General features: G+C 72.6%; 25 protein-coding genes and 1 pseudogene. 12 read left to right on the forward strand and 14 right to left on the reverse strand.

The genetic code is table 11. The features are described 5' to 3' along the window. Positions 1-13: 13 nt before the first annotated feature. Complete coding sequence (locus ACFVH0_RS04705) at positions 14-892, forward strand: urease accessory protein UreD (protein ID WP_385818069.1); 879 nt, start codon at positions 14-16, stop codon at positions 890-892. A 71-nt stretch (positions 893-963) separates the two neighbouring features. On the opposite strand, the gene ACFVH0_RS04710 is transcribed toward ACFVH0_RS04705, so the two are convergent. Further along, the gene (locus tag ACFVH0_RS04710; protein WP_385818004.1) at positions 964-2,433 is read right to left on the reverse strand and encodes a PHB depolymerase family esterase; all 1,470 of its coding nucleotides are present in this window, start codon (positions 2,431-2,433) and stop codon (positions 964-966) included. A 283-nt stretch (positions 2,434-2,716) separates the two neighbouring features. Here ACFVH0_RS04710 and ACFVH0_RS04715 point away from each other — a divergent pair, with 283 nt between their 5' ends. Together ACFVH0_RS04715 and ACFVH0_RS04720 are read left to right on the forward strand one after the other, a co-directional pair. Beyond that, positions 2,717-3,523: a 3-hydroxybutyrate dehydrogenase gene (locus ACFVH0_RS04715; protein ID WP_385818005.1), complete on the forward strand. Its 807-nt coding sequence runs from the start codon at positions 2,717-2,719 to the stop codon at positions 3,521-3,523. 61 nt (positions 3,524-3,584) lie between these two features. Then, positions 3,585-5,567: a helix-turn-helix domain-containing protein gene (locus ACFVH0_RS04720; RefSeq protein WP_385818006.1), complete on the forward strand. Its 1,983-nt coding sequence runs from the start codon at positions 3,585-3,587 to the stop codon at positions 5,565-5,567. A 119-nt stretch (positions 5,568-5,686) separates the two neighbouring features. Here ACFVH0_RS04720 and ACFVH0_RS04725 read toward each other — a convergent pair whose 3' ends face one another. The 8 genes from ACFVH0_RS04725 to ACFVH0_RS04760 form a co-directional block, all read right to left on the reverse strand. After that, on the reverse strand, positions 5,687-6,571 hold the full coding sequence (locus ACFVH0_RS04725; RefSeq protein WP_385818007.1) for an alpha/beta fold hydrolase: 885 nt from the start codon (positions 6,569-6,571) through the stop codon (positions 5,687-5,689). Beyond that, complete coding sequence (locus ACFVH0_RS04730; RefSeq protein WP_385818008.1) at positions 6,568-7,722, reverse strand: branched-chain amino acid ABC transporter permease; 1,155 nt, start codon at positions 7,720-7,722, stop codon at positions 6,568-6,570. Before ACFVH0_RS04730 ends, ACFVH0_RS04725 begins: the two co-directional genes overlap by 4 nt. Then, entirely contained in the window at positions 7,719-8,606 is an 888-nt protein-coding gene (locus ACFVH0_RS04735; RefSeq protein WP_385818009.1) for a branched-chain amino acid ABC transporter permease, read from the reverse strand. Before ACFVH0_RS04735 ends, ACFVH0_RS04730 begins: the two co-directional genes overlap by 4 nt. Further along, positions 8,606-9,352, reverse strand: coding sequence for an ABC transporter ATP-binding protein (locus ACFVH0_RS04740; protein ID WP_385818010.1), 747 nt, complete (start codon positions 9,350-9,352; stop codon positions 8,606-8,608). The genes ACFVH0_RS04735 and ACFVH0_RS04740 overlap by 1 nt, the downstream gene beginning before the upstream one ends. Further along, complete coding sequence (locus tag ACFVH0_RS04745; protein WP_385818011.1) at positions 9,349-10,140, reverse strand: ABC transporter ATP-binding protein; 792 nt, start codon at positions 10,138-10,140, stop codon at positions 9,349-9,351. Before ACFVH0_RS04745 ends, ACFVH0_RS04740 begins: the two co-directional genes overlap by 4 nt. A 3-nt stretch (positions 10,141-10,143) precedes the next feature. Further along, entirely contained in the window at positions 10,144-11,385 is a 1,242-nt protein-coding gene (locus tag ACFVH0_RS04750) for a substrate-binding domain-containing protein (RefSeq protein WP_385818012.1), read from the reverse strand. Positions 11,386-11,596: 211 nt separating this feature from the next. Further along, positions 11,597-11,947, reverse strand: coding sequence for a DUF4190 domain-containing protein (locus tag ACFVH0_RS04755; RefSeq protein ID WP_385818013.1), 351 nt, complete (start codon positions 11,945-11,947; stop codon positions 11,597-11,599). 115 nt (positions 11,948-12,062) lie between these two features. Beyond that, positions 12,063-12,674 (reverse strand): TetR family transcriptional regulator, encoded by a 612-nt coding sequence (locus tag ACFVH0_RS04760; RefSeq protein WP_385818014.1) that lies wholly within the window; start codon positions 12,672-12,674, stop codon positions 12,063-12,065. A gap of 230 nt (positions 12,675-12,904) precedes the next feature. On the opposite strand from ACFVH0_RS04760, the gene ACFVH0_RS04765 reads away from it, so the two are divergent. Genes ACFVH0_RS04765 through ACFVH0_RS04775 form a run of 3 tightly spaced genes read left to right on the forward strand, consistent with a single transcriptional unit; the run spans position 12,905 to position 16,147 of the window. Beyond that, positions 12,905-14,236 (forward strand): glycosyltransferase family 4 protein, encoded by a 1,332-nt coding sequence (locus ACFVH0_RS04765; protein ID WP_385818015.1) that lies wholly within the window; start codon positions 12,905-12,907, stop codon positions 14,234-14,236. Between the two features lie 58 nt (positions 14,237-14,294). Continuing rightward, entirely contained in the window at positions 14,295-15,053 is a 759-nt protein-coding gene (locus ACFVH0_RS04770; RefSeq protein ID WP_385818016.1) for a class I SAM-dependent methyltransferase, read from the forward strand. Then, the gene (locus ACFVH0_RS04775; RefSeq protein ID WP_385818017.1) at positions 15,050-16,147 is read left to right on the forward strand and encodes a prenyltransferase; all 1,098 of its coding nucleotides are present in this window, start codon (positions 15,050-15,052) and stop codon (positions 16,145-16,147) included. The genes ACFVH0_RS04770 and ACFVH0_RS04775 overlap by 4 nt, the downstream gene beginning before the upstream one ends. 73 nt (positions 16,148-16,220) lie before the next feature. Here the strand turns inward: ACFVH0_RS04775 and ACFVH0_RS04780 are convergent, their stop codons facing one another. Continuing rightward, positions 16,221-16,418 carry a hypothetical protein gene (locus ACFVH0_RS04780; RefSeq protein WP_360549374.1) on the reverse strand — a complete coding sequence of 66 codons (198 nt, stop codon included), beginning with the start codon at positions 16,416-16,418 and terminating at the stop codon, positions 16,221-16,223. A gap of 352 nt (positions 16,419-16,770) precedes the next feature. Between ACFVH0_RS04780 and ACFVH0_RS04785 the strand changes: the two genes are divergently transcribed. The 6 genes and pseudogenes from ACFVH0_RS04785 to ACFVH0_RS04810 all read left to right on the forward strand — a co-directional run bounded on the left by ACFVH0_RS04785 (position 16,771) and on the right by ACFVH0_RS04810 (position 23,072). Continuing rightward, entirely contained in the window at positions 16,771-19,740 is a 2,970-nt protein-coding gene (locus ACFVH0_RS04785) for a BTAD domain-containing putative transcriptional regulator (protein WP_385818018.1), read from the forward strand. A gap of 175 nt (positions 19,741-19,915) precedes the next feature. Next, the gene (locus ACFVH0_RS04790; RefSeq protein ID WP_385818019.1) at positions 19,916-20,482 is read left to right on the forward strand and encodes a hypothetical protein; all 567 of its coding nucleotides are present in this window, start codon (positions 19,916-19,918) and stop codon (positions 20,480-20,482) included. Between the two features lie 40 nt (positions 20,483-20,522). After that, complete coding sequence (locus ACFVH0_RS04795; RefSeq protein ID WP_385818020.1) at positions 20,523-21,311, forward strand: maleylpyruvate isomerase family mycothiol-dependent enzyme; 789 nt, start codon at positions 20,523-20,525, stop codon at positions 21,309-21,311. A 114-nt stretch (positions 21,312-21,425) separates the two neighbouring features. Then, complete coding sequence (locus ACFVH0_RS04800; RefSeq protein ID WP_385818021.1) at positions 21,426-22,502, forward strand: PHP domain-containing protein; 1,077 nt, start codon at positions 21,426-21,428, stop codon at positions 22,500-22,502. A 4-nt stretch (positions 22,503-22,506) separates the two neighbouring features. Next, positions 22,507-22,707: pseudogene (locus ACFVH0_RS04805) on the forward strand (VOC family protein); the annotation flags it as partial. Between the two features lie 101 nt (positions 22,708-22,808). Continuing rightward, on the forward strand, positions 22,809-23,072 hold the full coding sequence (locus ACFVH0_RS04810; RefSeq protein ID WP_385818075.1) for a hypothetical protein: 264 nt from the start codon (positions 22,809-22,811) through the stop codon (positions 23,070-23,072). On the opposite strand, the gene ACFVH0_RS04815 is transcribed toward ACFVH0_RS04810, so the two are convergent. From ACFVH0_RS04815 to ACFVH0_RS04830, 4 genes are all read right to left on the reverse strand, one after another. Further along, positions 23,065-24,072, reverse strand: coding sequence for an LLM class F420-dependent oxidoreductase (locus tag ACFVH0_RS04815; protein ID WP_385818022.1), 1,008 nt, complete (start codon positions 24,070-24,072; stop codon positions 23,065-23,067). The genes ACFVH0_RS04810 and ACFVH0_RS04815 overlap by 8 nt on opposite strands. 120 nt (positions 24,073-24,192) lie before the next feature. Next, positions 24,193-25,017, reverse strand: coding sequence for a DUF5336 domain-containing protein (locus tag ACFVH0_RS04820; protein ID WP_385818023.1), 825 nt, complete (start codon positions 25,015-25,017; stop codon positions 24,193-24,195). 192 nt (positions 25,018-25,209) lie between these two features. Beyond that, on the reverse strand, positions 25,210-26,160 hold the full coding sequence (locus tag ACFVH0_RS04825; protein WP_385818024.1) for an N-acetylmuramoyl-L-alanine amidase: 951 nt from the start codon (positions 26,158-26,160) through the stop codon (positions 25,210-25,212). A gap of 35 nt (positions 26,161-26,195) precedes the next feature. Beyond that, positions 26,196-26,783, reverse strand: coding sequence for a class I SAM-dependent methyltransferase (locus ACFVH0_RS04830; RefSeq protein ID WP_385818070.1), 588 nt, complete (start codon positions 26,781-26,783; stop codon positions 26,196-26,198). Between the last annotated feature and the right edge of the window lie 166 nt (positions 26,784-26,949).

A 26,949-nucleotide genomic window follows, 5' to 3' on the forward strand; every position in this document is an offset into this window, starting at 1 on the left:
GGTACCGGCCCGGATGCTCGGCCTCACCGGCACCCCGGACACCCTGGCCGCCGGGCGCCCCGGCAAGGTCGGACTGCTCGAACTGGGCTACGCGCGGGTGGGCGGGCGGACCGAACTCGTCGACCGGTACCAGAAGTCACCGCTGCAGATCATGCGCCCGCTGTACATCGATCCGCTGCGGCCCGACCTTCCGGTGACCTATCTGATGTCGACCGGCGGTGGCATCATCCAGGCCGACCGCAACCGGATCGACATCGACTGCGGCCCCGGCACCTCGGTCCACCTGACCACACAGGCCGCGACCAAAGTGCACCGGATGGAGTTCGACCACGCGACCCAGATCGTCAACCTGGCGGCGGGGGAGGGCAGTTACGTCGAGTACCTGCCGGACTCCCTCATCCCCTACCGGGACGCCCGCTTCTACCAGCACACCCGCGCGACCGTCGACCCGACCGCCACCGTGCTGCTGGGCGAGACGATCGCCGCCGGACGGCTCGCCCGAGGCGAACGGCACGCCTACCGGATGCTCTTCAGCGATCTGGAGATCCTGCGCCCCGACGGGACGCTCCTGGCGGTGGACAGCGTGCGGCTCGACCCGCACGGGCCGGGCGGGGTCACCGGGCCGGCCGTCTTCGCGGGCCACGACCTGATGGCCTCCCTGTACGCGGTCACCCCGCTCGCCCCCGCGGGCCGGATCGCCGACACCCTCCACGAGGCGCTCGAACCGACCGGTCTGCTCTTCGGGGCGAGCACCCTGCCCGACGACTGCGGGGCGTGGGTCCGGGTCGTCGGCAGCGATCCGCCCGCCCTCACCCGGGCGATGCGCACCGCGTGGGACGCCGTGCGGCGGCTGCTCATCGGCGTCCCGGCCCCGGACCTGCGCAAGACCTGACCCCACGTACCGGAGATCGGGGCCGCACACCGGGGCCGCACACCGGGGCCGGGCACCGCACCGGACACCGCTCAGGCCGTGCACCCGGTGTCCGCGATCACGAAGTACCCCGTCGGCGACTCCCGCAGGGTGTGGGTGACGAACACGTTGTACAGGCCCATGTTCTGGTCCGAGCCGTTGGCGTACACATAACCGCCCGTGGTGTGCGCCCGGCCCGCCGACACCTGCGCGTAGTTGGTGGCGGTGAAGCACCGCGCCGGGGTGCCGCCGGTGGTGGTCGCCGTCACCTGGGGCGAGGCGGTGCCGGGCGTGCCCGATCCGTCGACCGCCGTCACCGTGTAGCGGTACGCCGTACCGGCGGTGAGACCGGTGTCCGTGTACGCCGTACCGGCGGTGGCGGCGGCCTTCGTACCGTTGCGGTGCACCGCGTACGAGTCCGCCCCCGCGACCGCGTCCCAGGACAGCGAGACACGGTCCGCCGCGACGTCCGTGACACGCAGGCCGGACGGGGCGGGAAGCTGCTCCCCGCCGCCGGGCACGTCCCGGTCCAGGCCCCAGAAGACACCGGTGTGATACGTCGAGCAGATGGCGGTCAGGAAGTACGCGGCCGTCGTCCCGCACTGCTCGGCGCCCGAGCCGGGGCTCACGGCCAGACCATGGCCCATGCCGGAGACGGAGTACGTCACCACCGCCGGATTCCCCGAGGCGTCGTCGTACACGCTGCGCGTCGTGTTGCCGGGGAGGCTGTCCGTGGCCGACGGGGTCTGGCCGATGCCCCAGACGTCCGTCCACTGGTCGCGCAGGGCCGTCGCGTTGGCCGGGTACACCGTGTAGTCGGCGCTGCCCTGCCAGATCGCCACCCGGGGCCAGGGCCCCGTGTACCCGGGGTAGGAGGCGCGCACCTTGTCGCCCCACTGCGCGGGCGTCAGCTTCTGCGGCCCCGTCTGGCAGCCGGACGCGCCCGCCTGGCTCGTCGCGCACTGGGCGGGCAGGCCCGAGGCCACGGAGCCGCCCGCGAACACGTCCGGGTAGGCGGCCAGCAGGTCGGCCGTCATGCCGCCGCCCGCCGAGAGGCCGGTGACGTACACCCGGCGGCCGTCCGAGCCGTACTGCTGCTTCGCGTACTCCACCATCTGCACGATCGAGGCGGCCTCGCCCCGGCCCCGGCCGTCCTCGGCCGGATCGAACCAGCCGAAGCAGGACAGCGCGTTGTTGGCGGCCGTGGTCTGCGGGAACACCACGGCGAAGCCCCACAGGTCGGCGTACTTCGGCCAGCCCGAGTTCGTGTAGTAGTCGTTCGCGGTCTGCGTACAGCCGTGCAGGGCGACGACCAGCGGCGCGTTCGCCGGCAGGGACGCGGGGGCGTACTCGTACATCTGGAGGCTGCCGGGGTTCGAGCCGAAGCCGGTGACCTGTTGCAGACCACCGGCGGCCGTGGCCGGCGGCGCCGCTCCGGTGGTGCCGAGCATTGCCGCGACGAGAGCGAGAGCGGCCGTGGGGGCGACGCGCCGGAGCAGGCGTCGCAGGATCGATGGGCGCACGGGTGCCTCCCTGTGAGGGCTGTGCCTGCTGATCGGACACTGCCGGCGGACGCTACGACCCCCGCGCGCCCCCGCCCATGGGCCCGGCGGCCACTTGCCGGCACCGGCTGTGTGCGGCACCGCCGTTGCGTGCCCCGGCCGGCGGCGGCGGACCGTGCCCGGCGCGGCACACCGACGGCCCGCCGCCCGACCCGCCCCATGTACGCGGCCACCATGCCGGCGTACGACGGTGTGTGCACCGGCCCCGTGTGACGTGGGCCCCGGTCTCCTTACGGTGACGGCCATGGAGACTCCTCAGCCCCAGGCCCCCGGGCCCGCCCCGCTCACCGACCCGCCGCCCGCGAACCCGACGCCGACCGGGCGCACCGCGCTGGTGACCGGCGCAGCGAGCGGCATCGGGCGGGCCTGCGCACAGGCCCTGGCGGCCGCCGGCGCCCATGTGCACGTGGTGGACAAGGCCGCCGACGCCGTGAAGAGCCTGGCGGAGGCGATCGGCGGGACGGCGTGGGTGGCCGATCTCGCCGTCCCCGACGTGGTGGACACCCTGCCCGCCGACGTGGACATCGTGGTCAACAACGCCGGGCTCCAGCACGTCGCCCCCGTGCACGAATTCCCGCCGGACCGCTTCGCACTGATCCAGCGCGTCATGGTGGAGACCCCGTTCCGCATCTTGCGCCGGACCCTGCCGGGCATGTACGAACGCGGCTGGGGGCGTGTGGTCAACATCTCGTCGGTGCACGGACTGCGGGCCAGCCCCTACAAGTCGGCCTATGTGACGGCCAAACACGCACTGGAGGGACTCAGCAAGGTGGTCGCGCTCGAAGCGGCGGAGCACGGGGTGACGAGCAACTGCGTCTGCCCCGGGTACGTACGCACCCCGCTGGTCGAGAACCAGATCGCCGACCAGGCCCGTACGCACGGCATCTCCGAGGAGGAGGTGGTGGGCCGGGTCATGCTGGAACGCAGTGCGATCAAGCGGCTGATCGACCCCGGCGACGTCGCCGAGGCCGTGCTGTGGCTCTGCGGGCCGCGCACCGGGCACATCACCGGAACCTCGCTCTCCATGGACGGCGGCTGGACCGCCAACTGACCCCCGCCCCCGCGAATCCCGCCCCCCCACGAATCCCGTCCCCTACGAATCCCGGCCGCCCATGTCTGAACCGTCCACCTCCGCCTCCGCCGCGCCCCATCTGCGACGCCTGCTCGACCTGCTGGCCGACGACGCCCCCGCCGAGGCGCTGGGCGCGGTCTCCTCGCAGGCGCGGGCCGCCGGGGTGCCCGCCGGCGATCTGGCGGAGGTGGAGCGGGCCGCCGCCACCGCCCTGCGCATCAGGGGCGCCCTGCGCCAGCACCGCCGCCGCGAGCTCCAGCTCACCGCGCTCTTCGACACCGCGGGCGACCTGGCCGCCTCCCGCGACCTGGACGAGGTGCTGAACGCGATCGTCCGCCGGGCCAGGATGCTGCTCGGCACGGACACCGCGTATCTCACGCTTCCCGACGAGGAAGCGGGGGACACCTACATGAGGGTCACCGACGGATCGGTGTCGGTGGCCTTCCAGCGCCTGCGGCTGGAGCTGGGCGAAGGGCTCGGCGGGCTGGTGGCGCAGACCGCGAGCCCGTACGCCACCCACGACTACCGCACCGACGACCGCTTCCACCACACCCGCAACATCGACTTCGCGGTGCTCGACGACGGGCTCGTCGCCATCCTGGGCGTGCCGCTGCTCCTCGGTTCCAGCCGCGGCGGCACCGGAAAGGTCATCGGCGTCCTCTTCGCCGCCGACCGCGCGCCCCGTGTCTTCAGCCCCGACGAGGTCGCGTTGCTCTGCTCGCTCGCCGCCCATGCCGCGATCGCCATCGACACCGCCCGCGCGCTCGCCGACACCCGGTCCGCGCTGGACGAACTGGCGGGCGCGAACGCCGAGCTGGCCGAGGCCAACGCGGCGGTACGGGCGCACTCGGCGGCCATGCGACGGGCCGAGGAGTCCCACGACCGGCTCACCGACCTGGTGCTGCGCGGCCGGGACGTCAAGGACGTCGCGGCGGCGGTCGCCGGGCTGCTGGACTCCCCGCTGACCATTCACGACCCCGGCGGGCGGCCCCTGGCGGCCGTCCGGCCCGACGGCGCGGACTTCGCCGCCGACGGCATGGACGCCGGATGGCTGGCCGAGACCGCCGAGGAATCCCGTACCGGCGCCCGTGCCGTGCACCGCGACGGCCGGTGGATCTGCGCGGTCCTCGCCGGGCGGGAACTCCTCGCCGGTCTCGTCCTGCACCGGCGCGGACAGCTCGACGACTCCGACCGGCGGCTCTTCGAACGGGCCTCGGTGGTCACCGGACTGCTCCTGCTGCTGCGCCGCACCGTCGCCGAGACCGAGAACCGGATCCGGGGCGAGCTGATCTCCGACCTGCTGACCGACGCGGACCGCGACCCGGCCGGACTCACCGAACGCGGCCGCCGCCTGGGCATCGACCTCGACCGCCCGCATCTGCTGCTGGTGGCCGAGTGCGGGGCCCGGGAGCGGCTGGCCCCCGCCGCGATGCGCTATCTGTTCGGCGGGGACATCCACGGGGTGAGCGCGGAACACGCCGGGGCCGTGGTGCTGCTGGTGGCGGCCGGTGACCCCGGACCGGCCGCGGGCGACGCTGCCCGCGCGGCGGCGGCCCAGCTCGGCCGGCTCGCCCAGACCCCCGTCACCGTCGCCGCCACCGGCCCGGCGCGCGGCGCCCGCGAACTGGCCGCCGCCTACGGGGAGGCCACCCGCTGCCTGCGCGCGATGCGGGTCCTCGGGCGCACGGGAGAAGGCGCCTGCGTCGAGGAACTCGGCTTCCTGGGCGTGGTCCTGGGCAACGCGCAGGACATCGACGGCTTCGTCTCGGCGACGCTCGGCCCGTTGCTGGAGTACGACGCGCAGCGCGGCACCCACCTGGTGCGCACCCTCGGCGCCTACTTCGGCTCCGGGGGCAGCCTCGTCCGCGCCAAGGACGAACTCCACGTACACGTCAACACGGTGGTGCAACGGCTGGACCGGGTGCAGGTGCTGCTGGGACGCGACTGGAACGAGCCGGGACGCGCCCTGGAGCTGCAACTCGCCCTGCGGCTCCACCTGCTGGCGGGCGGCCGGGACCGCTAGGGCCTCTCGTTCGGATCCTGCCGGGCTCGCGTGCCCCGGTGCCTGATCCGGCCCGATCCAAACGAAAGGCCCTGGCGCGCGTGTCCGGCAGACCGGATCCGGACACGCCCCGGCCGTCCTCAGGCGCCGGACAGGTCCAGCAGCCGGCGCGCGATCTCCTTGCCGCCCGCGTCCCCCGTCAGCACCGTGTAGTGGTTGACGCCCCGCACCGCGACCGGCGTCACCCGGGTGCCCCCGAGGTCCGCCGCCGCCAGCCGGGTCTCGTCGTACAGGCCCTGCTCCTCGTCCATCAGGCCGCGCTGCGCCCACAGCAGCGTCGCCGGGACGGGCAGCTTCCGTACCGCCGTCAGCACCTCCTCGTCGAAGAGGCCGATGCCGTCGGTGCGCACCGCCTCGATCCGGCAGGTGGAACGCATGGCGGGCTCGTCCCCGGTCAGATCGCGCTGGATGTACGCGTCCACCTCGTCGGACCAGGCGTCCGCGAACGCGGGGTGCGCCCGCCAGAACGAGCGGTACGCCGCCCGGTCCGGAAAGGTCATCGACAGCCGGTCCATCGCCGGGCCGATCACGGCGGTCATCAGCTCGTCCGGCGCGAGGTGCGTGGGAGCGGGGAAGCCGATGCCGCCGTCCACCAGCAGCAGCGGCCCGAACCGCTCCGGGTGCCGTACGGCGGCCAGCGCCGCCACGAACGCGCCCATCGAATGGCCCGCCAGCACCACCCGGCCGGTGCCCAGCGCCGAGGCCACGGCGGCCACGTCGTCGGCGTGCGCGGCGATCCCGTACGGTCCGGGCAGCGCGGAACTCCCGGCCCGGCCCCGCAGATCCGGCGCGACCAGGGTGACGCGGCCGTCCAGCAGCCGCGCCACCGGCCCCCAGGACAGCGCGTTGGCCGTGATGCCGTGCAGGGCGAGGACGACCGGCGCCCCGGGCTCCCGGGCCGGCCACCGGAGCACCGCCAACTCGCCCCCGTCGACGGGGACTCGTACCTCTTCGTACGCGATCACGGGTGTCCGTTCTCCTTCCGGGACTTCCTGTCCATGGACGGTTCGGTGGCGGCGGGCGTACGGCGTGCCGCGCGCAGCCGGGACGGCAGCCGGGCCAGTCCGCCGGGCAGCAGGTGTACCACGGCGACGAACAGCACACCGAGCAGGAACAGCGGCTGGGACAGCGGCACCCGCAGCACCGCGGGCAGTTCGGCGACCGCGCCCGAACCGGCCAGATCGCCGAGCCGGTGATCGGCCCAGGTGTAGAGGATGCCGCCGGCCATCGGCCCCCACCGGGTGCCGGACCCGCCCAGCACCACCATCACCAGCAGCGACAGCGTGAAGTCGGAGGTGGTGGTCTGCGGGGTCGAGCCGCCGGTGAGCAGCAGGTGCACCAGACCGCCCAGCGCGGCCAGGGCGCCCGCCAGGACGAAGGCGGTGAGCTTGAACCCGTACGGCTTCAGCCCCAGCACCTCCACCCGGCGCTCGTTCTCCTTGATGCCCTCCCAGACACGCCCGGTGGGGGAGTTGACCGCCCGGTGGACGACGGCGAGCGTCAGGACCAGATAGCCGAGCGCCAGCCAGTAGAGGTTCGCGGTGTTCTCGATGCCGACCAGCCCGGACGGCAGCAGCTCGGCCGGGGCGGCCCGGCCCTCCTCGCCGCCGGTCAGGCCGCCGGGGTTGCGGGAGACCAGGATCGACCCGGCCTGGGCGAACGCCAGCGTCACCATGGAGAAGCCGATGCCGGTGACCCGCAGGCTCACCGACCCGAGGACCAGCGCGAGCGCGATCCCGCAGCAGACGCCGAGCAGCGCGGACACGGCGAACGGGAGACCGGCCTCCAGCAGGAACACGTTGGTGGCGTAGCTGCCCGCCGCGAAGTACAGCGCATGCCCGAAGGAGAGCAGCCCGGTGCGGCCGAGCAGCAGGTCGTAACCGGTCGCCAGGGCGCCGAACAGCAGGCAGATGGCGAGGAGTTGGAGACTTCCCGGACTGCCGAGCGGGCCGTCCAGGAGCCCCGGCAGCGGCAGCGCGCTGAACGGGGCGAGGGCCAGGACCAGCAGTACGGCGGCGGGCCACCAGCGGCGCAGCAGCCGGACGGTGCTCCCGGACGCCTGCGCGGCCGGATTCTCCCCGCCGGTGCGGTGTTGTGTCTCGGTGGCGGTGCTCACGCGAGCCTCCCGGTCAGTCCGCGCGGCCGTACGAGCAGCAGCGCGGCGAGCAGGACGACGACCGCCAGGTCGCCGAGGCCCGCTGCGGTGTAGTAGTTGGCGAACTGCTGGACCAGGCCGATGACGACGGACGCCACGGCGGCGCCGCTCACCGACCCCATGCCCCCGGTGACCACCACGACGAACGCGAAGATCAGCAGGGAGGTGCCCTGACGCGGGTCGACCGAGCCGAAGTACAGGCCGCCGAGCGCCCCGCCGAGCGCGGCCGCGCAGCCGCCGATCGCGAAGACCAGCGTGAACGCCTTCCGCACGTCGACGCCGAGCGCGGTGACCATGGCCCGGTCCTCGACCCCGGCCCGTACGACCAGACCGTGCCGGGTGCGGCCGAGGAAGAGCCGCAGCGCCACGAGGACGACGACCGCCGCCGCGACCAGGACCAGCCGGTTGACCGGCACCTGGGCGCCGAACAGGCCGAACGTGCCGGACAGCGCCTTCGGGCCGGGGAAGGTGCGGGCGTCCGAGCCCCAGATGCCCGACAGCAGCGCCGGGACGGCGAGCCCCACCCCGACCGTCGCGAGGACCTGCTCGCGGGGCCGGGTGTAGAGCGGCCGTACGACGGCGAGTTCCAGCAGCACGGCGGCCGCGGTGCCCACCGCCGTACCGAACAGGACGGCGAGGACGAAGCCCGCCCCGCCCGGACCGGCGCCCGGCAGATTGCCGGAGGCCGCCCACCAGGTGCCGTACGCGCCGATGGAGAGCAGCGCCCCGTGCGCGAAGTTGAGCACGTCCATCAGGCCGAAGATCAGCGAGAGTCCCGATGCGATCAGGAAGTAGAGGGCTCCCAGACCGAGTCCGGTCATGGTGAGCAGAACGACGGTGGACATCAGGAATCCGCCTCCACGGAAGGTGCTTCGGTGGCCGGGCCGTGTCCCACGCCCAGCAGGCGCCGTGCGGCTTCCGCGTCGCCCAGCAGCTCGGCGGCCGGTCCCTGATGGGCGGTCCGGCCGTCCGCGAGCACCGCGCAGTGCCGGGCCAGGCGCCGCACCACGGCGAGGTTCTGCTCCACGAGCAGCACCGGCACCGCCTCGGCGGCCCGCTCCAGCACCCGGGCGACCTCGGTGACCACCTTCGGCGCCAGGCCCTTGGTGGGTTCGTCGGCGATGATCAGCCGGTTCCCGTTGAGCAGGGTGCGGCCGATGGCCACCATCTGCTGCTGCCCGCCGGACAGTGTTCCGGCCAACTGCCGCTCGCGGCGCTTCAGTTCGGGGAACAGCTCATGGACCAGCGGGTAGGCGGGCCCGTCCGCGCCGCGCCGCTCGGCCAGGCGCAGGTTCTCCGCGACGGTCAGCCCGGCGAAGACACCGCGGTCCTCGGGCGCGTAACCGATGCCGAGGCGCACCACGGTGTGGGTCGCCATCGCCACGGTCTCCTCGCCGTCCAGCCGCACGCTGCCGGTGCGCGGGACGAGGCCGAGCACGCCGCGTACGGTCGTGGTCTTCCCGGCGCCGTTGCGGCCGAGCAGCGCGGTCACGCCGTGCCGGGCGACGTCCAGGTCCACGCCGTGCAGGATGTGCCGGCCGCCGATCAGGACCCGCAGATCCCGTACGGCGAGCAGGGTTCCGGCCGTCACAGCCCCTCCCCGAGATAGGCCTGCTGGACGGTCGGATCGGCGGTCACTGCCTCGGGGGTGTCCAGCGCCAGCAGCCGTCCGTGGTGCATCACGGCGAGCCGGTCGGCCAGCCCCAGCAGGACGTCCATGTGGTGCTCGACCATCAGGACCGTGCGGCCCTCGTCCCGGTGCAGGGCGCGGATGAGTTCGGTCAGCGCGGGGACCTCCTCCGCGCTGACCCCGGCCATCGGCTCGTCAAGCAGCATCAGCCGGGGCTCGCCCACCAGCAGCACCGCGAGTTCCAGCTTCCGCTTCTCGCCGTGCGACAGCTCGGCCGCCGTCGCCCGTGCCCGGTGGCCGAGACCGGTGCGTTCCAGTACGCCGTCCACCTCGGCGGTGTACCGGGACGCCCGCCGCCACAGCCGGTGGGAGCCGCCCCGCGCGGCCTGGGCGGCCAGCCGGACGTGGTCGGCCACGCTCATCGCCGGCCAGAGGCTGGACGTCTGGAACGTGCGGCCGATGCCGTGCCGCGCCCGTGCGTGCGCGGGCCGGCCGGTCATGTCCGTGCCGTCCAGCGCGATGGTGCCGGAGGTGGCAGTGGTCAGCCCGCTGATCAGATTGAACAGGGAGGTCTTGCCCGCCCCGTTGGGGCCGATGAAGGCCAGGAACTCGCCCTCGTGGACGCTCAGTGTGACGTCCTCGACGATCGTCGCCCCGCCGACGCCCCAGCCGAGCCCGTCCAGTCGGAGCACCGGGGCGGTGCTCCGCACCCCGCCCGGGTGTTCCGCGGTGGTGTCCGGTGCGGTCATCGGTCAGCCCGCCGAGGGCTTCGCGGGCGGCGCCACCTCGTCCATCGGCGCGGTGCTCACCAGCTCCGGGCGGGCTCCGGCGCCCGACCCCCTGAGCCTGGCGACGAACATCGGCTGCACCAGGGCGTGGTCCTCGGCCCGGACCTGCTCCTTGCCCTTCACCCCGTCGAAGCTCCAGCCCTCCAGGGCCTCGACCATGGCGGCGGTGTCGGTGGCGCCGCCCTGCTCGACCGCGCGCACCACCATCTGCGCGGCGGTGAAACCGTCGGGGGTGAACAGGTCCGGGGTGCCGCCGGCCTTCTCGACGGAGTCGAGCATGGACTTCTCCACGGCGTTGTCGCCGCCCGCGCCGGGGAAGTAGTGCGCCAGGAACGAGACCTTGGATCCGGCGGCACCGAAGACCGGGTACGAGGCCGTTCCGGCGAGGCCGGTGACGACCTTGCCGGCCTCCAGCACGCCCTGCTGGTCCAGCGCGGTCCACAGCGCCGGCGCGGTCGAGCCGGCCCAGGCGACGAAGACCAGATCGGGCCTGCCCGCCTTCACCTGCCGGGCGAACGGGGTCAGGTCCGTGGCGCTGGGCGGGGCCAGTACGGAGCCGACCTTCGCCCCCTCGGCACCGAGTACGGCCTTCACCGCGGTGACATTGGCCTGGCCGAACGTGGAGTCCTGGGCCAGCACCGTGACTTTCTTGCCCCTGGCCTCGCCGAGCATCGCCCCGGCGGTGAGGATGTCCTGGTAGGACTGCCGTCCCGACCGGAAGGTGTAGTCGTTGATGCCGGTCACGGCGTCGGTGGCGGCCGGGCCGCTGATGTAGAGCACCTTGTTCTGGGCGGCGAGCGGCGCCATCTGGAGCGCCACCCCGGAGTCGGTGGTGCCGGCCAGCACCTTGTAGCCCTTGCCGATCAGGTTCTTCGCCGCCGAGACCGCCTTGCCCGGATCGCCCGCGTCGTCCTGCTCGGTGACCTCGATGCGGTGCCCGGCCACCTTGCCGGTGCCCTTCGTGGCGTGGTCCAGACCCGCCATGAACCCGTCGCGGTACTGCTTGCCGTAGTCCGCGAGGAGCCCGGTCCGGGAGTACACCAGACCGACCTTGACGGTTCGGTCCTTCGAGTCCCCGCCGGAGTCGCTCCCGCCCGCCTTCCCGGCGGCGGTGCACCCGGCCAGCACGAGACCGGCGGCGGTCAGCACGGCGGCGGTGGAGAGGGATCTGCGGTGACGGGCGGTGCCCGTGGCTCTGCGACGCATGGTGACCGGCTCCTCGGCGTGTTCATGTGATGTCGCCGAACCGTATGAACACTGTGGAGCCGTCGACATGGTGCAGGACACCCCACCTGGCGCGGTGCGCGTGTGGGGGCCGCACATGGGCCCGGAAAGCGAAAGCCGCGCCGGGGAACCGGATCGTACGGTTCCATCGGCGCGGCCGGTGCGCGGTGCGCGGGTCCTGGGCGGTGGCCCGTCACATCGCGCTGATGCCCTGGACCGTGGCCACGGTGATGCCGAGCACGGCGAACGCGATGCCGACCCAGCCCATCACGATGCCCGCGACCGCCTGGCCGCGGCCGCTGCCCTCGCCCCGGTCGGCCATGCGCTTGGCCGAGATGCCGAGGCACAGCGCGATGATCGGCAGGATGATCGGAATGAGCACCAGACCGAGGATGCCGAGCACCATCGAGGCGGTCGCCTTGCCGCTGGGCAGCGCGGCACCACCGGCGTATCCGTAGCCGGCCGGGGGCTGAGCGCCGTATCCCGGTCCGCCGGGGGCCTGGGCCTCCGTCGTGCCGCCTGCAATGCCTGACTGGTCAGCCATGTCTTCCTCTCCATCGGTGCTGGTCATGACCATGTTAAGGAGCCGCCTGTGGCTCTTTCGGTCAGAACGGTGAGAGGAGTGTGATGAAAACGCCGCGAAGTGGGGCCTGTGTGTGCTAGGGGGCTTCCGTGGGCTTGGTCACGTCGATCAGTCGGCACACCGTGTCGATGTCGATCTTCACCTGGGCGATCGACGCCCGGCCCGACAGCCAGGTGATCAGCGCGGAGTGCCAGGTGTGCTCGATGACGCGGACCGCGGACAGCTGCTCCGGCGTCGGATGCTCCAGACCCATCGCGTCCAGGATGATCGCCGTCGTGATCCGCGAGACGGTGTCCACCTCCGGGCTGACGCTGCGGTCCGCGAACGTCAGCGCGCGCACCATCGCGTCCGCCAGATGCGGCTCGCGCTGGAGCGCGCGGAAGGCCCGCATCAGGGTGTCGGCGACCCGCTGCGCCGGGTCCTGGCCGGCCGGCGGGCGCTTGTGCAGCGTCGTGTGCATGTGCTGGAGCTGGTCCTGCATGGTGGCGACCAGCAGATGGATCTTGGACGGGAAGTAGCGGTACAGCGTGCCCAGGGCGACCCCGGCCTCCTCCGCGACCTCGCGCATCTGCACCGCCTCGAAGCCGCCCCGGCCGGCGAGCTGGGCGCTGGCGTGCAGGATGCGGCGCCGACGGGCCTCCTGCCGTTCGGTCAGGGGCGGCGATGCCGGCTTGGCCTCAGCTGTCATGTGTCCCCATCCATGGCTTCTGTCCGCGACCGGAGGGAGGCGCTCGGTCTCCCGGGGGCGCACAGCATGCCAGCGTGCCCGGTGGTGGCGCGAATCACCTGATCCGGCCGTTGCACCGACGCTACCTGCCGGTAGATTCGTAGCTCATTGAACGATCCAGTCTGAAACTTGTTCTAGATTAGCGTGAGCGGTTACGCTCCGGCGAACACGCAGTGAGAAGGGGGCCGAGTGTGACCGCTGAGGCCATAGAGTCGGGCCCCCGCACGGGCAGCGACACGTCGGGCACCGCCGACGACCGTCCGTTGCGCATCGCACTCCTCACCTACAAGGGCAACCCCTTCTGCGGCGGCCAGGGCGTCTACGTGCGCCACCTCGCCCGCGAGCTCGCCCGCCTCGGGCACAGCGTCGAGGTGATAGGCGCCCAGCCCTATCCGGTGCTCGACGAAGGCGTCCCGCTCACCGAGCTGCCGAGCCTGGACCTCTACCGCCAGCCCGACCCGTTCCGCACTCCCGGGCGCGGCGAGTACCGCGACTGGATCGACGCCGCCGAGGTCGCCACCATGTGGACCGGCGGCTTCCCGGAACCGCTCACCTTCAGCCTGCGCGCCCGGCGCCATCTCGCCGCCCGCCGCGGCGAGTTCGATGTCATCCACGACAACCAGACGCTCGGCTACGGACTCCTCGCCGACCTCGGCGCCCCGCTCGTCACCACGATCCACCACCCCATAACCGTCGACCGCCGACTGGACCTGGACGCCGCCGGCACCCGCCGCCGGCGCGCCTCCGTACGCCGCTGGTACGGCTTCACCCGGATGCAGAAGCGGGTCGCCCGCCGGCTGCCCTCGGTGCTCACCGTCTCCGGCTCCTCCCAGCAGGAGATCATCGACCACCTCGGGGTGCGCCGGGACCGTATCCATGTCGTGCACATCGGCGCCGACACCGACCTCTGGTCGCCCGACCCGTCGGTCGCCGAGGTGCCCGGCCGGATCGTCACCACCTCCAGCGCCGACGTCCCGCTGAAGGGTCTCGTCCACCTCGTCGAGGCGCTCGCCAAGCTCCGTACCGAGAACCCGAAGGCGCACCTCGTGGTCGTCGGAAAGCGGGCCGAGGACGGACCGGTCGCACAGGCCATAGAGCGGCACGGACTCCGGGAATCCGTCGAGTTCGTCAAGGGCATCAGCGACGCCGAGCTCGTCGACCTGGTGCGCGGCGCCCAGATCGCCTGCGTCCCCTCGCTGTACGAAGGGTTCTCGCTGCCCGCCGCCGAGGCCATGGCCACCGGCACCCCGCTCGTCGCCACCACCGGCGGTGCCATCCCCGAGGTCGCGGGCCCGGACGGCGAGACCTGCCTGGCCGTCCCGCCCGCCGACGCCGGGGCGCTGGCCGACGCGCTCGCCCGGCTGCTCGGCGACCCGGAGCTGCGGGCCCGGCTCGGTGCCGCCGGCCGTGACCGGGTGCTCTCCCGCTTCACCTGGAAGCAGGCCGCCATCGGAACCGCCGCCCTCTACCGCGAGGCGATCGCCGCCCGGTCCGGTGCCACGCGCGCCGGCCGCGGCCGTTGACGCCGCCCGTTCCCGTCGTAACCGCCCCCGCCTCCCCCGACCGCGAAAGCAGGCACTCGTGCTGACCGTGGACTTCACCCGCTTCCCGCTCGCCGCAGGTGACCGAGTGCTCGACCTGGGCTGCGGCGCCGGACGCCACGCCTTCGAGTGCTACCGGCGCGGCGCCCAGGTCGTGGCCCTCGACCAGAACGGCGAGGAGATCCGCGAGGTCGCGAAGTGGTTCGCCGCGATGAAGGAGGCCGGCGAGGCCCCCGAGGGCGCCACCGCCACCGCGATGGAGGGCGACGCGCTCAACCTGCCGTTCCCCGACGAGTCCTTCGACGTCGTGATCATCTCCGAGGTCATGGAGCACATCCCCGACGACAAGGGTGTGCTCGCCGAGATGGTCCGGGTGCTCAGGCCCGGCGGCCGGATCGCGATCACCGTGCCCCGGTACGGCCCCGAGAAGGTCTGCTGGACGCTCTCCGACGCCTACCACGAGGTCGAGGGCGGCCACATCCGGATCTACAGGGCCGACGAACTGCTCGGCAAGATCCGCGGCGCCGGCCTCAAGCCGTACGGCACCCACCACGCCCACGCCCTGCACTCGCCGTACTGGTGGCTCAAGTGCGCCTTCGGGGTCGACAACGACAAGGCGCTGCCGGTCCGCGCGTACCACAAGCTGCTGGTCTGGGACATCATGAAGAAGCCCATGGCGACCCGGGTCGCCGAGCAGCTGCTGAACCCGGTCGTCGGCAAGAGCTTCGTGGCGTACGCGACCAAGCCGCACCTGCCCGTGGCCGCCGCGGCCGAGGACCTCACCAAGGCCGAGGCGTGACCGTTCCCGAGCAGACCGAGCACCTCGTACTGCCCGGGGTCCTCACCGCCGAGGAGGCCGCCGAGACCGTCGCGGCCCTGCTCGCGGTGCAGCGCGAGGACGGCGCCCTGCCCTGGTTCCGCGGCCACCACCTCGACCCGTGGGACCACACCGAGGCCGCCATGGCCCTCGACGTGGCGGGCGAACACGCCGCCGCGGAGCGCGCGTACGACTGGCTGGCCCGGCACCAGAACGAGGACGGATCCTGGTACGCCGCGTACCACGACGGAGACCCGGACCGGCCGACCGACCGCTCGCTGGAGACCAACTTCTGCGCGTACGTGGCCGTCGGCGTCTGGCACCACTACCTCGCCACCGGCGACGACGCGTTCGTCGACCGGATGTGGCCGACCGTCTTCGCGGCCGTCGAGTTCGTCCTGCGGCTCCAGCAGCCCGGCGGCCAGATCGGCTGGAAGCGCGAGGCCGACGGAACCCCCGTCGACGACGCGCTGCTGACCGGCTGCTCCTCCATCCACCAGGCGCTGCGCTGCGCGCTCGCCATCGCCGAACGGCGCGAAGAGCCGCAGCCCGACTGGGAGTTGGCGACCGGTGCGCTGAGCCACGCGATCCGCAGCCACCCGGAACGCTTCCTGGACAAGAGCCGCTACTCGATGGACTGGTACTACCCGGTCCTCGGCGGCGCGCTCACCGGAACGGCCGCCAAGGAGCGCATCGAGGAGAGCTGGGACCGCTTCGTGGTCCCCGGCCTCGGGGTGCGCTGCGTGCTGCCCAACCCGTGGGTGACCGGCGGTGAGAGCTGCGAACTCGCCCTGGCGCTCTGGGTGATGGGCGAGTCCGACCGGGCGCTGGAGATCCTCCAGTCCATCCAGCATCTGCGCGCCGAGGGCGGCATGTACTGGACGGGGTACGTCTTCGAGGGCAACCGGGCGTTCTGGCCGGAGGAGCTCACCACCTGGACCGCCGGATCGCTGCTGCTCGCGGTCGCCGCGCTCGGCGGCGACGAGGCGACCGCGGAGGTCTTCGGCGGCGAACACCTGCCGCGCGGGCTGGAGCCGGACTGCTGCCGCCAGGGCGAGAGATCCCAGGACGGGTAACGGCCGCGTGACTGGGGGAAGCGGCTCTTGTCCCGCCGCTTCCCCGAGCCGGATACGTACTCCGTGCGGATACCTATGCCGGGGTGCTGAGCACGGCATACAGGGCGTAGAGCACCACGGGAAGCGCACCCACGAGCCCCGTCACGGCCGCGATCACCGAGGGCAGCCGCTTGTTGGTCCTCAGCGACCTGATGAGGTAACCGACCAATACGAAATAGGCCAGAGTGACCACGACTCCGGCCCACAGCACAGGTGGACTGATTGATTGCATGACAATGCTCGTTCTCCTTGTGACGGTGCCCAGTCCGGATCTGCTGCGCGCACCGACAGGCAGGCCATGCAGGGCCCTTGGCAGGGGCCGGTCCACCCGCGGTTCGCGGCAACGGGATGACGGTAGCTCAAAGTCACTTGACTGAGCTAGAGTTGAAGAAAAGTGCAGCGCGAAATGATCGGCTGTCAGGCCGGGCGGTCGGGGCCCGGGATGCCACTCCCGGGAGCCCCGCCTCGGCGCAGCCCCGGACTGGGCAAGTCACAGAGTGCGATGCGTCGATGGTCGCAGGTGCCGATAAACGATCCGTATACGTCTGCTAAACGAGTTGGTACGCTGCCGAAAGGGGGCAGCGATGGATGACGCGTCACGGGAGCCGGAGCGGCGTCCCGTCATGTCGCCCGACGGCCCGGTGGCACTGCGCTTCAGCGTACTCGGCCCGGTGCGCGCCTGGCGCGGAAACGAAGCACTGCCGAGCGGATCACCGCAGCAGCGCGGGCTGTTGGCCGCCCTGCTGCTGCGCGAGGGCCGTACGGCGACCGCGGCCGAACTGATCGACGCGCTGTGGGGCGACGAGCCCCCGTCGCAGGGGCTGGCCGCCATCCGGACATATGCCTCCCGTCTGCGCAAGGTCCTCGACCCGGGCGTCCTGGTGAGCGAGTCGGGCGGTTACGCGATCCGGGGCCTGCCGGACGGAGCCCTGGACCTGTCGACGGTGCAGGATCTCGCGGAGCGGGCGGAGCGGGCCAGAGGCGATGGGGAGGCGGGCCGCGCGAGTGATCTGCTCCGCAGGGCGCTGGACCTGTGGGACGGCGAGCCGCTGTCGGGGGTGCCGGGCCCGTACGCGGAGGCCCAGCGCATCCGTCTGGAGGAGTGGCGCCTCCAACTGATCGAATTCCGCCTGGACATGGAGCTGGAGCAGGGCCACCACGCGGAAGCGGTCTCGGAACTCACGTCGCTGACGGCGGTGCATCCGCTGCGCGAGCGGCTGCGGGAGCTGCTGATGCTTGCGCTGTACCGCAGCGGCCGTCAGGCGGAGGCACTGGCGGTCTACGCCGACACCAGACGGCTGCTGGCGGACGAACTGGGAGTGGACCCCCGCCGCGCCCTGACGGAGCTGCAGCACCGGATTCTGCAGGCTGACCCGGCCTTGGCGGAGCTGTCCGCTCCGGAGCCCGAGCCGCCCGTGGCCTCCGTTCGTCCCGCCCAACTGCCCGCCACGGTCCCCGACTTCACGGGCCGTGTGTCGTACGTGGAGGAGCTGGGGGAGGTGCTGGCATCGGCCGACGGGCAGGTCATGGCGGTGTCGGCACTGTCGGGAATCGCGGGCGTCGGCAAGACGACGCTGGCGGTACACGTCGCTCACCGGGCCCGCCCGGCATTTCCCGACGGTCAGCTGTACGTAGACCTTCAGGGCCTGCGGACGACGAGGACGGAGCCCGAGACGGTCCTGGGTTCCTTCCTGCGCGCTCTGGGCACGCCGGAAGCGGCGATCCCCGCCTCCCTGGAGGACCGGGCGGCGCTGTACCGCTCGGTCCTGGACGGGCGGCGGGTGCTGGTGCTCCTGGACAACGCGTGCGACGCCGCCCAGGTGAGGCCGCTGCTGCCGGGCACGGAGGGATGCGCCGCGCTGATCACGTCCAGGGGGCACCTCGGCGACCTGGCGGGCGCCCGTCTGGTGGACGTGGACGTGCTGAGCCCGGAGGAGGCCCTGCACCTGTTCACCAGGATCGTCGGCCACGAACGGGTCGCGAGCGAGAGTGTGGCGGCGCGCGACGTCGTTGCCGCGTGCGGCTTCCTGCCGTTGGCGATCCGGATCGCGGCGTCGCGGCTGGCGGTGCGGCGGACCTGGACCGTTTCGGTACTGGCCGCGAAGCTGGCGGACGAGCGGCGGCGACTGGACGAGCTGCAGTCCGGTGACCTGGCGGTGAAGGCCGCCTTCGAGCTGGTCTACGGGCAGCTGGAATGCGCGCAGGCGCGCGCGTTCCGTCTGCTGGGCCTGGCGGACGGGCCGGACCTCTCTCTGCCGGCCGCCGCGGCCGTGCTCGGCCTCCCCCAGGAGGACACCGAGGAACTCCTGGAGTCCCTCGTCGACACATCGCTGGTGGAGTCGGCGGCACCGGGCCGGTACCGGTATCACGACCTGCTCCGCCTCTACGCGCGTGCCTGCGCGGAGCGGGACGAGCAACTGCCGGGTGAGCGGGCAGCGGCGCTGTCCCGGTTGCTCGACTTCTACCTGGCCACCGCAGCGGGCGTGTACGCACTGGAGCGGCCCGGCGACCGCCTGATCGAGCACCTGGAGCCGACCACCGGCGACGGGCTGGTCTTCACCGCCCGCGCCGAGGCGTTGGACTGGCTGTTCGGCGAGGCAAAGGCGCTGCTGTCCGCGGCCCATCAGGCCGTCGACACGGGCGAGTTGCGCAAGGCGGCCGATCTGCTGCTGGCGACGCGGGACCTCGCCGAGTCCGGCAGCGAATTCAAACGCTACGAGTTGGCGGTCACGGCCCTGCGGGGCGCCGCTGCGGCAACCGGCGACGAGCGCACCGAGGGCCGGACGCGAACCGCTCTCGCCCACCTGCACTCCCTCGCGGGCCGCTTCCGGGAGGCGGACCACGAAGCACGCGAGGCGGTACGGCTCGGCGGTTCGGCCGGCGACTCCTGGACCATGGGCGACGCGCTCAACAGCAGAGGCGTCATCGCGCTGTACCAGAAGCGGTACGGGGACGGGGAGGCGCAGCTCTCCCGGGCCATCGAGTGCTTCCGCGCGCTCGGCGACCGCCCCGGAGAGGCCGCCGTCCTGTGCAACCTCTCGCGCATCCACCTCGCGACCGGCCGGACCGCGAGCGCCATCGCGCTGGCCCGGCAGGGCATCGAGATCTACGACGCGATGGGCAGCTCCGTGCGCGGCGCCAACGGCCGCTACGCGCTTGCCCTGGCCCTCACCCGGAGCGGCGAACTGGACTCCGCGAGCGACTGCCTCCACGAGGCGCTGGACGTCTTCCGTGCGGGCCGGCAGCAGCTGTGGGAAGGCATGAGCCTGTTCCGTCTGGCCGAGGTCGACCTCGCCGCGCGGCGCCCGGCGCAGGCCGCGGCCAACGCCGAGACGGCGCTGATCACGCTGGGCGGAATCGGTGGGGAGTGGCGTCGGGCCAACGTGCTGACCGTGCTCGGCCACGCACTTTCGGAACTGGGCCAGACCGGCCGTGCCGTCGCTTCGTGGAACGAGGCGCTCGATGTCTACGAGCGGTTGCACGCCCCGGAGGCCGGGACGGTGCGCGCATTGCTCCTCGACGGGCACCCGGACCGGACGTACAGCGTCGCCTGACGCGACCGCCGCACCGGCCGGTCCTCATGCCCCTGTCGCGTGCCCCGCACCGGGAACCCGGACGGCGTTTCCCGAGTGGCACGCCGTCCCGGGCCGGGCGAACCTTACCGAGAGTGCCCACAAGCGTCACTCACCGTAGAGATCGCCCTGATGCGCCCGGCCAGGGAGGCCCGCTGTGCCCAGTTCCGCCGCGACCGGTCCCGTACCGCTCCGCCGTCCGATCGTCTCGCTGCTGCTGTCCTGCGCCCTCGTCGTGGGCGCCACCGCGTGCGGCGGCGGCGACAAGAGCGGTGCGAGCAGTTCGGCGTCCCCGAGCGGCACCTCGTCGGCCGAGGCGCAGAAGTTCGCCAAGACCCGGTTCGTCACCAACGCGGGGCTCGCGGCCGGTGCGACGTACCAGTGGATCGTGAAGCCCTACCGGGCGGGCAAGTTCAAGAAGGGTGCCGACGGGCGGACGTTCGCGCTGGTCAAGGCCGGTCTCGCGGGTGGCTTCGCCTACAACCGGCTGAAGGCGGCGACGGTCAACGCCAAGGGCGACCCGCTGCTGTCCAAGGCGGTCGCGCCGCTGACGGCGGGCATCGAATCGCTCAAGGGACTCGCCGACAAGCTCCGCAAGGGCCAGGCGGGCGAGGGGGACATCGGGGCCTTCGAGAGCGTGATCAACGGCATCAAGGACGCGGGCAGGAGCGCCGGTGCCGAGGTCAAGGACAAGGTACCCACCACCTCGCAACTCGGCGGATAACCAATGGGGTTCGGCCCGTGATCGCACTAGGGTGCGAGACATGAGCGCACTCACGCAGGACCTCACGCACGACCTCTACTGTGACGAGATCATCGCCCGGACCGACGCGCTGAGGGCCACCATCCTCGGCGCGGACCTCGGCGCGACCGTACCGACCTGCCCCGACTGGACCCTGCGCGAACTCGCCCTCCACGTCGGCCGGGCCCACCGCTGGGCCGGCGAGATCGTACGCACCCGGGCCACCGAGGTGGTTCCGCCGGAGCGGGTTCCGGACTCCGCCCCCGGGAGCGAAGACCCCGCCGCCCTCGACGCCTGGCTGGCGGACGGCGCGGCCGGCACGGTCGAGGCGCTGCGGGCCGCGGGCGCGGGACAGAAGGTGTGGTCCTGGGCCTGGGAGGGGAGCACCGGTTTCTGGGCGCGCCGGATGGCGCACGAGACGATCGTCCACCACGCCGACGCGGCGGTCACCGCGGGGACCGGGTACGAGGTGGCGCCGGCGCTGGCCGCCGACACGATCGAGGAATGGCTGGAGATCGTCGACTTCGCCCGGAGCGCGGGCGATGCGCACGCCGCCGAACTGACCGGGGCCGGGCGCTCCATCCACCTCCACGCCACGGACGTGCCGGGCGCCGAATGGCTGATCGAGTTCGGCGAGGACGGCTTCACCTGGCGGCGCGCCCACGAGAAGGCGACCGTCGCGCTGCGGGGCCCGCTCACCGACGTCATGCTGGTCTTCAACCGGCGCCTGGCGGCAGACAGTGACCGGGTCGAGGTGCTCGGTGACACGGAGCTGCTGGACTTCTGGCTGGAGCGCGCCACCTTCGGCTGAGCCCCCCGGCCCGGGGAGCCCGCCGCCGGCCTGCCCGTTGTGCGGGCCGGGCGGGGCTGAGCGAAGCTGGATGGGACAAGCCCGTAGTGTCCGGCGGCCCCGGTGGAGGTGCCGATGGAGCCAGTGCGCGCCCTGAAACGGATCGCCTTCCTGCTGGAACGCGGCAGGGCCGGCACCTACCGCGTGCGGGCCTTCCGCGCTGCCGCCGACGCGGTGGCCGCGATGGCGGACGGCGAGGCCGGGCGGCGGGCGGCGGACGGTTCACTGGAGTCGGTCAAGGGCATCGGGCCGAAGACCGCGCAGGTGATCCGGGAAGCGGTGGCCGGGGACGTACCCGGCTATCTGGAACGGCTGGAGGAGGAGGCCGCGACCGGGCCCGACGAGGGCGGCGCGGACCTCCTCGCGCTCCAGCGCGGCGACTGCCATCTGCACTCCGACTGGTCGGACGGCGGCAGCCCGATCGACGAGATGGGCCGCACCGCGGCGGAGCTGGGCCACGAGTGGGCGGTCCTCACCGACCACTCGCCCCGGCTGACCGTCGCCAACGGTCTCTCCCCGGACCGGCTGCGCCGGCAGCTGGCACGGATCGCCGAGCTGAACGCGCGATGGGCGCCGTTCCGGCTGCTCACCGGCATCGAGTGCGACATCCTTCCCGACGGCTCCCTCGACCAGGAGGACGAGCTGCTGGAACAGCTGGACGTCGTGGTGGTCTCCGTCCACTCCGAGCTGCGGATGGCCCCGGCGCCGATGACCAGGAGGCTGGTCGCGGCCGTCCGCCATCCGCGGGCGAACATCCTCGGACACTGCACGGGACGGCTGGTCGCGGAGCGCAAGCGCCCGGAGTCCCGGTTCGACGCGGACGCGGTCTTCGCCGCGTGCGCGGAAGCAGGCACCGCCGTGGAGATCAACAGCCGACCGGAACGGCTCGACCCGCCCCGCAGGCTGCTGAGCCGCGCCGTCGGGGCGGGCACCCTCTTCGCCGTCGACACCGACGCCCACGCACCCGGACAGCTGGACTGGCAGATCCACGGCTGTGCCCGCGCCGAGGAGTGCCTGGTCCCGGCGGAACGCGTCGTCACCACCTGGCCGGCCGGCCGGCTCCTGGCCTGGTCGCGCGGCGGCACGATCCCGGAGCGGGCCCGCTCCGGGGCGGACGGGGCCATCGGCGCGGCCCCGGGACAGGAACGGTGAAGCCATGACGGCCACGAGCGTGCGAGGCATCGACCACATCGGGGTCACGGTCCCCGACCTGGAGACCGCGACCCTCTTTCTCACGAGGGCCTTCGGCGCCGAGGTGCTCTACGACACCCTGCGCCGCCAGGACGGACCCAACAGTGGCCCGGAAGTCGAGCAGCGGCTCGGCGTTCCGGCCGGCACCCAGCAGCTGGCGGTCAGGATGCTGGCCCTCCCCGGCGGCGGACCGGGCATCGAGCTCTGCGAGTTCCAGGGCCCCGCCGCGAACCCCCGGCACTGCCCTGCGACTTCGGCTGGCAGCACGTGGCGTTGTACGCCGACGACCTGGACGCGGCCGTCCGCGACTGCGTGGCCGCGGGCGCCTCGCTGCTCGCCGCGGCCCAGCCGCTGCCGGGCCCCGAGGCGGGGGAGCACAACCGGTTCGCGTATCTGCGCACCCCGTGGGGCAGCACCCTGCAACTCCTGACCTACCCGGACCCCCAGCCCTGGGAGCGCACCGCGACACGACGGAGCGGACGCCCGGCCGACACCTGGCCGACCGACCCGGCCCGCCCAGGCCCTAGTTGAGCTCCGCGAGCACCCGCAGTGTCTGCGGGTCGGGCGCCGTCACCAGGAGATCGGTGACCGGGCCCTTGCGCCACGACTCCAGGCGCTCCGCGATCCGTTGACGCGGCCCGACGAGCGAGATCTCGTCCGCGAACGCGTCCGGAACCGCCAGCACCGCCTCCTCCTTGCGCCCTTCGAGGAACAGTTGCTGGATCCGCCGTGCCTCCTCCTCGAACCCCATCCGCGCCATCAGATCGGCGTGGAAGTTACGGGCCGAGTGGCCCATCCCCCCGATGTAGAAGCCGAGCATCGCCTTCACCGGCAGCAGCCCCGTGGCGACATCGTCACAGACCTGGGCCCGCGCCATCGGCGCGATCATGAATCCGTCGGGCAGGTCCGTGAGCGACGCCTCGTACACATCGGTGCGCATCGGGGACCAGTACAGCGGCAGCCAGCCGTCCGCGATCCGGGTCGTCTGCGCGATGTTTCTCGGCCCCTCCGCCCCGAGCAGGACGGGCAGCCCCGACCGCAGTGGATGGGTGATCGGCTTCAGCGGCTTGCCCAGACCGGTGGCGTCCGGACCGTTGTACGGGTGGGAGTGGAACCGGCCGTCCAGCTCGACGGGGGCCTCGCGGCGCAGGACTTGGCGGATGACGTCGACGTACTCCCGGGTCGCGGTCAGCGGGCTCTTCGGGAACGGCCGCCCGTACCAGCCCTCCACCACCTGCGGCCCGGACAGCCCGAGGCCGAGCATCATCCGGCCGCCGGAGAGATGGTCGAGGGTGAGGGCGTGCATGGCGGTCGCGGTCGGGGTGCGCGCCGCCATCTGCGCGATGCCGGTGCCCAGCCGGATCCGGGAGGTGTGGGCGGCGATCCAGGTCAGCGGGGTGAAGGCGTCCGAGCCCCAGGCTTCGGCCGTCCACACCGACGCGTACCCCAGCTCCTCCGCCTCCCTGGCCAGCTCCAGATGGGCGGGGTTCGGGCCGCGGCCCCAGTATCCGAGCGCCAGTCCGAGCCGCATGTCCGCCGCCTCCCAATAGTTCTGACGATACGTCAGAAAATGAAGTACGGACGGAGGGTACGACAGCGGCCCCCCGCCCGGAAGGGGCGGAGGGCCGCTGTCGTACCGCGTGTGGTGGGCTCAGCCGCGCTGGATGCCCGTGGTGTCCTGGAGCACGCCGCGACGGCCGTCCTGGGTCTGGGCGATCAGGCCCGGACCGCGCTGCTCCACCGCGAGGTACCAGGTACCGGGCGCCAGTTCGGCGATCGGCGACGGCGAACCGTCCTCCCCGTACAGCGGGCGGGCCACCGGCACCGCGAACCAGAACGGCGTGAAGTCACCGGCCGGCGCACCGGCGGCCTTCGGGGCGTTGCCCTGGGGCTGCGGCTCCGGCTGACCGGGCTGCGGCTGCGCACCGTACGGCTGCTGCTGACCCGGCTGACCGCCGTACGAAGGCTGCGGCTGGCCCGGGTAACCGTACCCCTGGCCGGGCTGCGGCTGACCGCCGTACGGGGCCTGCACGCCCCTCGGAGCCGAGGCGCTCACCAGCGGGGCCTTGAGGGCGGGGACCAGCGGGGTGGCGACCGCGCCGCCCGCGAGCACGATCGTGGCCAGCAGTCCGAGGATCATTCCGGCGCCCGCGTCGCCGGCGTCGATGGTCGTCCAGAAGGACGTCCACACCGCGAAGACACTGAAAGCGGCACCGAATTGACCGAGGTCGAAGCCGACGACCTTACGGGCCGGGGTGGCGCGGCCCACGATGACCAGCGCCGCTCCGATGATTCCGGCCAGATAGACGCTCATCAGCAGCCCGAGCGAGTCCCAGGCGTTCGGGGCGTTGTAGTTGGAGCAGTTGATGCCCGCAGGGCAGTCGAAGCCGGAGAGGTCGAGGAAAGAGGCGATGAACAGCACGACCGCTGCTCCGATCACCACGCCGTCGCCTCGAGTGAGGGAGCGGATATTCACGTGAAGGTCCTTAGTCGATCGTCTCGTCGGGGCGGTCGTCGCTGCCGCCTGCACGGGTGCGGCGGGCACGGCACGAAGCTCGGGGGCGGCTCCCCATCGTACGGATGAATCTATCGTCTGCCCGGGCGGGTTGTGCCCCTGCCCGGCCCTCGGACGCACTTCCCCCCAATTTCGCCTCAGAACTACCTCTTGCTACCCGCTGAGGTAGCTGCTGATGCCATCGGCAATGCCTTGTGCCGCCTTCTGGCGCCAGCCCGCGCTGGTGAGCAGTGCGGCGTCCTTCGGATCACGCATATTGCCGCATTCGATGAACACTTTGGGCACGGTCGACAAATTAAGTCCGCCCAGATCCTTTCGGATGTCCAACCCGCTATTGCCGCCGACATAATTGGAAGGTGCACTTCCGGTATCGCGGACGAAGAGGCCGGCGATCCTGGTGCCGAGGTCGCGCGACGGCTCGACGATCTTCGAGGTGTCGGCCCTACCGCCCCGCACCAGCCCGGGAAGGATCACATGGAAGCCGCGGTTGCCGACCGCGGAACCGTCCGCGTGCACCGAGACCACCGCGTCGGCCCGCGCCTCGTTGCCGATCCGGGCCCGCTCGTCGACACACGGCCCGTACGCGCGGTCGTTGTCGTACGTCAGCACGACCTTCGCACCCTGCTTCTGGAGGAGGGTGCGCAGCCGGTGCGACACATCGAGGGTGAACTGCGCCTCCGCGTAACCGGAGTTGGTGGATGTCCCGGTGGTGTCGCACTCCTTGTGCGTGGTGCCGATGTCCACCTGGCGGTTGATCTCGCCGGTGTGCAGATGGTTGTTCGGGTTGTGTCCGGGGTCGATGACGACGGTCTTGCCGGACAGCGGCCCGGTGGCCCCGCCGCCCGTGGAACCGGAGGGCCCGGAAGGCTTCGGGGGCTTCGCGGACGCGGTGGGGGAGGCGGACGTCCGCTCCGGTGCCGGAGCGCTCTTCGACGGCGATGGTGCGGAGGTACCGCTGCCGCCCTGCCTGGGCTCGGCCCGCGTCCCGCCGCTGTCGTCGCCCGCGCCGCAGCCCGCGGCGGTCAGGCACACGGCGGCGAACGCGGTGGCGGCGAGCAGGGACCGGCGGCGCCGGGTGGGGGGAACGCTCTCGTCGTACGGCACCACGCGATGCTATCCGGGCCTCCGGACCGCCACCCTCAGATGCCCGTTCCGGTACGCCGCAGCACCCGCAGCGAATCCGTCACCGAGACCTCGGTGAACGCCCCGGACTCCAGCGCCCGCAGATAGACGCGGTACGGGGCCTGGCCGCCGTGCGCGGGGTCCGGGAACACATCGTGGATCACCAGCAGCCCGCCCTCGGCCACATGCGGCGCCCAGCCCTCGTAGTCGCCGTTCGCGTGCTCGTCGGTGTGGCCGCCGTCGATGAAGACGAAGCCGAGCTTCCCGCCCCAGACCGCCGCGACCTGCGGAGACCGCCCGACCAGTGCCACGACATGGTCCTCCAGGCCCGCCGCGTGCAGGGTCCGGCGGAAGGTCGGCAGCGTGTCCATCCGCCCGACCTCGGGGTCCACCACGGTCGGGTCGTGATACTCCCAGCCGGGCTGCTGCTCCTCGCTGCCGCGGTGGTGGTCGACGGTGAGCGCCGTCACACCGGCCGCCCGCGCGACGTCGGCGAGCAGGACCGTGGAGCGCCCGCAGTACGTGCCGACCTCCAGGATGGGCAGCCCCAGCGCGGCGGCCTCGGCGGCGGCCGCGTACAGCGCGAGTCCCTCGCCCACCGGCATGAAGCCCTTGGCGGCCTGGAAGGCGGCGAGAATCTCGGGCGACGGCTCGACGACGGACTCGGCGGGCACGGGTTCCTCCTGGTGGGGACGGTGGTCGGGGGTGCGCGTTTCGACGGCGCCCCATCGTGCCGTACGCGCTCATCGGTGGTGTCGGCGGGGGCGGCGG

The sequence above is a fragment of the Streptomyces sp. NPDC127117 genome (genome assembly GCF_042677325.1).
In the GTDB taxonomy this organism is placed as follows: Bacteria; Actinomycetota; Actinomycetes; order Streptomycetales; family Streptomycetaceae; genus Streptomyces.